Consider the following 5782-nt stretch of genomic DNA (forward strand, 5'->3'; position numbering starts at 1 on the left):
CCGGGGGCGCCGGCCCGCTCCAGGATAGGAGCGGGCAGGCGCACCTCGGCGGAGGGGCTGGGGAGCGTCCCGCGTCCCCCGCACCACTCCGCCGGCTCGGGCGGGCCCTACTCGGCCGGCTCGGGCCAGGTCGCGCAGTCGTCCCAGGCCGTGTCCCAGCCGGAGTTGCCGCCGCCGTCGGTGATCTCGAAGGTGCCGCTGCCCGCCGGGTACGGGCAGTTGTACGTACCGGCGACCCCCACGTCCGTCGCCTTGACGTCGCTGAAGGTGACCGCGCCGGGTGTCTCGGCCTGGACCACGACCGTCCCGACGCCGTCGACCGTCGCGCCGTCGACGGTCACGTTGCGGACGGCCTTGCCCGTCCCGCCGCCGGAGACGAACTCGAAGGCGCTGTAGGGGCTGTCGGTGACGGTGGTGCCGGTGATGTTGACGTTCGCCTCGATGGCGCTGTCGTACGAGTCGACCCGGAGCGCGCCCATGGGGTGCTGCCAGTTGGGGTTCATCGCGCCGGTGCGTACGAGGGTGTTCCCCGAGACCGTGATGGTGCCGGCCAGCGGGAAGAACGGGTCCATGAACTTCTGGTTGGAGATCGCGATACCGCTGCCCAGGGCGTTGGTGTCGAGAACCAGATTGTCCTTGACGGTGATGTCGCGGCCGCCGTAGATCGCGATGCCGTTCGCCAGGTTGGGCTGCGAGATGGTGTTGTTGGCGAAGGTGCTGGAGCTGTTGGTGGTGTTGAGCGACCACATGGCGAGCGAGTCGTCGCCGGTGTTGCGCAGGAAGTTCTCCCGCACCTGCACACCCTTGGCGGTGCCGTTCAGATTGAGCCCGTCGGCCGTCATGTCGAGGATGCGGTTCTTCTCCACGACGAGGTTGTCGTTGTTCCCGGTCAGCCAGAGGCCGACCTTGAGGTGCTGGAGCCACATCCCGGAGACGCCGGAGTTCGGGCCGAGCGAGCCGTTGACGAAGTTGTCCGGGTTGCTGTCGACGCGCTCGGTGACCTCGCCGATGACGGCGAAGTCGTGCAGCCCCACGTTGCCGGTCGGAGCGCTCGACTGGTCGATGAACCGCGAACTGCGCACCACGGAGTGCCAGTTGCCCGCGCCCCGTAGCTCGACGTCGTCGACGCCGCTGAGCGACTGCGTCAGCTTGAACTCGCCCGGCGGGATCCAGACGACGCCGCCCTTCGCGGCGGCGATGGCCTCGCGGAACGCCTGGGTGGAGTCCCCCTGCCCGCTCGGGTCGGCGCCCTTGTCGACGACCGAGACCGCGCCGGACGGGGCTCCGGCGGGCCCGGCGACCTGTTCGAAGTCGGCGACGTCGATCGTGGTCGGGACGCTCGCCTCGAACTTCACCTTGCCGCCCGCGGGCACGTCCCGGCCGAGCAGCGCGCGGGTGTTGTCGAGCAGGTGGTGCGTCTTGGCGCCGGCGATCCAGGGGGTGTCGACGTAGGAGTACTTGGACGTGACGGCGAGCGTCGTGTCGGTCTTCTCGCCGTCGATGTACACGGCCAGGCTGCCGGACTGGCCGTCGGGGACGCTGTACGCGAGGTTGACCGCGTTCGCCGCGACGGGGAGCGTGAACTCCACGCTCTGGCCCGCCGCCAGCTGGACCGCGCGCCGGCCGGAGGACTCCGAGGCGAGCGTGCCCTGGGTGTGGTCGGGGCCGACGGTCGATCCGTTCGTGGTGGCGCTCTCCGCCTCGACGGAGGTGAACGGGAGGGCCGCGCCGGCCGCCTTGGGAGCGGGGACGTCTACCGGCTCGGCCGTCGCTGTGGGGGCGACGAGGGCGAGCCCGGTGGCGGCGACGGCCACGGCGGTGGCGATCGAGAGCATCGCGCGCCCTATGGTCATGTTCCTGACATGCAGATTCATGTGCGGGTCCTGCACCTTCCTGTGGGGCGGAGGGATGTCAGGGGGCCTACGCCTCCCGCCCGCCCCGTGACGGGGCGGGCGGTTCGGCCGCGGAGTCAGCTCCGCAGCCAGGCCGCGGTGTCCTGCGGCAGCCTCCCCTCGTCGTCCAGGGGGCCGCTGGTGAGCAGAACGCTGGTGTGGCCGGGCAGTTCCGTGGGGGGCCCGGCGAGGTTGACGACACAGATCAGGCCGTCGGTACGGCTGAAGGCGAGGACACCGGGTCCGGAGGACAGCCAGGTCAGCGCGGCCTCGGCGCTGTCCCCGGACGCCCGGACGGCGAATCCCGGCTCCGTACGGCGCAGCCGCAGGGCGTCCCGGTAGAGGCTGAGCATCGAGTGCGGGTCGCCCACCTGAAGATCCGCGGCGTACTTCGCCCAGGACTCCGGCTGCGGCAGCCATGGCTCGGTGTCTCCCCCGAAGCCGGCGTACGGCGCGTCGGCCGTCCAGGGCAGCGGTACGCGGCACCCGTCCCGGCCCGGATCCGTACCGCCGGACCGGAAGTGCATCGGGTCCTCGATGCGGTCACGCGGGATGTCGGCCTCGGGCAGGCCCAACTCCTCGCCCTGGTAGACGTACACGGCTCCGGGGAGCGCCAGCGAGAGCAGCGCGGCGGCGCGGGCCCGTCTGGTGCCCAGCTCCAGGTCCGTCGGGGTGCCGAACGCCTTGGCCGAGAAGTCGAAGCGGGTGTCCTCGCGCCCGTAGCGGGTCACGGTGCGGGTGACGTCGTGGTTGCAGAGCACCCAGGTGGCCGGGGCGCCGACCGGCGCGTGCTCGGCGAGCGTGTCGTCGACGGCGGTCCGCATCAGGTCCGCGTCCCACGGGCACGACATGAAGCTGAGGTTGAAGGCGGTGTGCAGCTCGTCGGGGCGCAGATAGCGGGCGAAGCGCTCGGCGTCGGGGAGCCAGACCTCGCCGACGAAGATGCCGCCGTACTCGTCGGCGATGGCGCGCCAGGAGCGGTAGATGTCGTGGAGTTCGTCGCGGTCCACGAAGGGGTGGGGGTCGACGCCGGGCGTGAAGTCGGGCAGGCCGGGGTCCTTGGCGGGCAGGACGGCCGAGTCGATCCGTACGCCGGCCACGCCCCGGTCGAACCAGAAGCGCAGCACGTCCTCGTGCTCGCGGCGGACCGCCGGGTGGGCCCAGTTGAGGTCGGGCTGTCCGGTGGCGAACAGATGGAGATACCAGTCGCCGTCGTCCAGCCGGGTCCAGGGGACACCGCCGAACTCGGACACCCAGTTGTTCGGGGGCAGTTCGCCGTTGGCTCCGCGCCCCTGGCGGAAGTGGAACAGCTCGCGCTCGGGGCTGCCCGGTCCGGCCGCCAGTGCCGCCTTGAACCAGACGTGCTGGTCGGAGACGTGGTTGGGCACGACGTCGATGATCGTGCGGATGCCCAGCTCACGGGCCTCGGCGATCAGTTTCTCGGCCTCGGCGAGGGTGCCGAAGGCCGGGTCGATGGTCCGGTAGTCGGCCACGTCGTAACCGCCGTCGGCGAGCGGCGAGAGATACCAGGGGGTGAACCACAGTGCGTCCACGCCCAGTTCCACGAGATACGGCAGCCTGGACCGCACGCCGGCGAGATCTCCGGTGCCGTCACCGTCGCCGTCGGCGAAGCTGCGTACATAGACCTGGTAGATGGCGGCGTCGCGCCACCATTCGACGGTGGCCTCGGCCGGCTGGATGGCTGCCACGTGACGGTCCTTTCGGGCAGGTGGGGACTCCGCCGCCGCCCCCCGGTCGACGGGGCGCTGGATGGGTGGGCCGGCGGCGGAGCGCTGGTGGGGAGTAGGTCGGACGGAGCGGAGAGGACGATCAGCCCTTGAGGCCGCCCGCGGTCAGACCGCTCATGATGTTGCGCTGGAAGAGCAGGAAGATGAGCAGCGTCGGGACGGACGCGATGGTGAGCGCGGCGATCAGGACGTTCTCCGGTACACCGCTCGCGAGCGAGTAGATGCCCACGTTCAGGGTCTGTTTGCTCGGATCGGGCAGGGTCAGCATCGGCCAGAGGAAGTCCTTCCAGACGCCCACGACCGCGAAGATCGACACGACTCCGAGGATCGGCCGGGAGATCGGCAGCACCACGGATCTCAGGGTGCGCATCGCCGATGCCCCGTCGATGGCCGCCGCGTCCAGCAGCTCCCGTGGGATCGAGTCGAAGAATCTCTTGAGCAGGAAGATGTTGAACGCGTTGGTGACGGACGGCAGCCAGATCGCCCAGGGCGAGTTGAGCAGGTTCCGTTCGAAGATCGGCACGTCCAGCACGGTCAGGTACTGGGGTACGACGAGGACGGTCGCCGGGATCATCAGCGTCATCAGCATCAGGCCGAGGATGGCCTTGCCGAAGATGGGCCGCAGCTTGGAGAGCGAGTAGGCGGCGGCCACGTCGAAGATCAGCTGGAAGGCGAGCGCGCCGAACGCGTAGTACAGCGTGTTGAAGAGCAGCTTGGCCAGGTCCATGACCTTCCACGCCTGCTCGTAGTTCTCCGGGTGTACGGAGGTGGGGAAGATCGTCGGCGGGCTCTGCACCACTTCCTGGGTGGTCTTGAGACCGCCGGTGAACATCCAGTAGAGCGGCCCGAGGAAGACCAGGGTGAAGACGAGGACCACCAGGGCGAAGACGATCCAGTAGACCGCCCTGCCACGGGATCTGCCCAGTTGGGCCGGTGAGATCAGGGTCCGCGGGCGGGCGACTTCGACGGTGGCGGCTCGCTTGCGCCGGGGTATGAGCCTGTTCGCTGTCATGCCTTCTCTCCCCTCCTAGTCTTCGCTGCTGCGGCTGAGTCGCACGTACACCGCGGAGAAGCCCGCGAGGAGTACGAGCAGGACGAGTCCGAGTGCCGCCGCACTGCCGTAGTTGTTGAAGTTGAACGCGTACTGGTAGATGAGATAGACGACCGTCGTCGTCGACCCTTCAGGACCGGCCCCGTTGGTGAGCAGGAACGGTTCGGTGAATACCTGCATCGTCGCGATGATCTGCATGAGCAGCATCAGCGAGAGAATGAGCTTGGTCTGCGGGATGGTGACGTGCCAGATCTTGCGGAAGACTCCCGCGCCGTCGAGTTCGGCCGCCTCGTACAGCTCACCGGGAATTCCCTGGAGCGCGGCGAGATAGATCAGGGTGGCGCCACCCATGTTCATCCAGGTCGCGGCGATGACCACGGAGAGCATGGCCGTGTCGGTGTCCTGGAGCCACTGCTGGGCGGGTAGTCCGAAGACTTCCAGGATGCGGTTGAACAGGCCGTATCCGGGGTCGTAGAAGTACTTGAACAGCAGGACGGAGGCGACCGGCGGAAGCATCACCGGGAGATAGACGAGAAGGCGCAGATATCCCTGCCCGTGCCGGAATTCGTTGAGCACGACGGCGATGAGGAACGGGACGATGAATCCCAGCAGCAGCGCGAGGCCGGTGAAGAGGAGTGTGTTGCGCCACGCCTGCCAGAAGGCCGGGTCGTTGAAGATGTACGTGAGGTTGGACCAGCCGGCCCAGGTGGTCTTTCCGTTCTCGTTCTTCTGGAAGGCCAGGATGAATTCCCTGACCATCGGATACCAGGAGAAGAACGAGAAGCAGAGTACGGCTCCGATCAGGAACCCGTGCGCCGAGAGATTGCGGCGCACGGACCGTACGAACTCCTCGCGGGCGGAGTCCGTCCGGGTGGAGCCGGGGCGTCCGTGGCGCGGCGGGGTCGCCTTGCTCTTGGACAGGGTGGGGGCCGACATGGTCTCTCCTCGGTGCCGGTGCGCAGACTCGGTGACTCGCAGACGGACGGAACGGCGGTACGGGGCTGATCCGGCCCCCGGTCGGGGGCCGGGCCCGTCGGGGGGGGCCGGGGCCCGCGGCCCCCGCCCCCCCCGCCCCAAAATAGTAGCCCCCA

General features: G+C 69.0%; 4 protein-coding genes. All 4 read right to left on the bottom strand.

The window, feature by feature from the left end; translation table 11 throughout:
• Positions 1–107: 107 nt before the first annotated feature.
• Complete coding sequence (locus ACFT9I_RS38060) at positions 108–1874, bottom strand: glycosyl hydrolase family 28-related protein (RefSeq protein WP_382572122.1); 1767 nt, start codon at positions 1872–1874, stop codon at positions 108–110.
• A 95-nt stretch (positions 1875–1969) separates the two neighbouring features.
• Positions 1970–3601 (bottom strand): glycoside hydrolase family 13 protein, encoded by a 1632-nt coding sequence (locus tag ACFT9I_RS38065; RefSeq protein ID WP_382572123.1) that lies wholly within the window; start codon positions 3599–3601, stop codon positions 1970–1972.
• A 121-nt stretch (positions 3602–3722) separates the two neighbouring features.
• Positions 3723–4652, bottom strand: coding sequence for a carbohydrate ABC transporter permease (locus tag ACFT9I_RS38070; protein ID WP_382572125.1), 930 nt, complete (start codon positions 4650–4652; stop codon positions 3723–3725).
• 15 nt (positions 4653–4667) lie between these two features.
• Complete coding sequence (locus tag ACFT9I_RS38075) at positions 4668–5627, bottom strand: carbohydrate ABC transporter permease (RefSeq protein WP_382572126.1); 960 nt, start codon at positions 5625–5627, stop codon at positions 4668–4670.
• Positions 5628–5782: the final 155 nt, after the last annotated feature.

This window comes from Streptomyces sp. NPDC057137 (assembly GCF_042670825.1).
Classification (GTDB): domain Bacteria; phylum Actinomycetota; class Actinomycetes; order Streptomycetales; family Streptomycetaceae; genus Streptomyces.

Coding starts and splice junctions, on each gene's coding strand:
- ACFT9I_RS38060 (WP_382572122.1), bottom strand. CDS start 1,874: ATGAATCTGCATGTCAGGAACATGACCATAGGGCGCGCGATGCTCTCG.
- ACFT9I_RS38070 (WP_382572125.1), bottom strand. CDS start 4,652: ATGACAGCGAACAGGCTCATACCCCGGCGCAAGCGAGCCGCCACCGTC.
- ACFT9I_RS38075 (WP_382572126.1), bottom strand. CDS start 5,627: ATGTCGGCCCCCACCCTGTCCAAGAGCAAGGCGACCCCGCCGCGCCAC.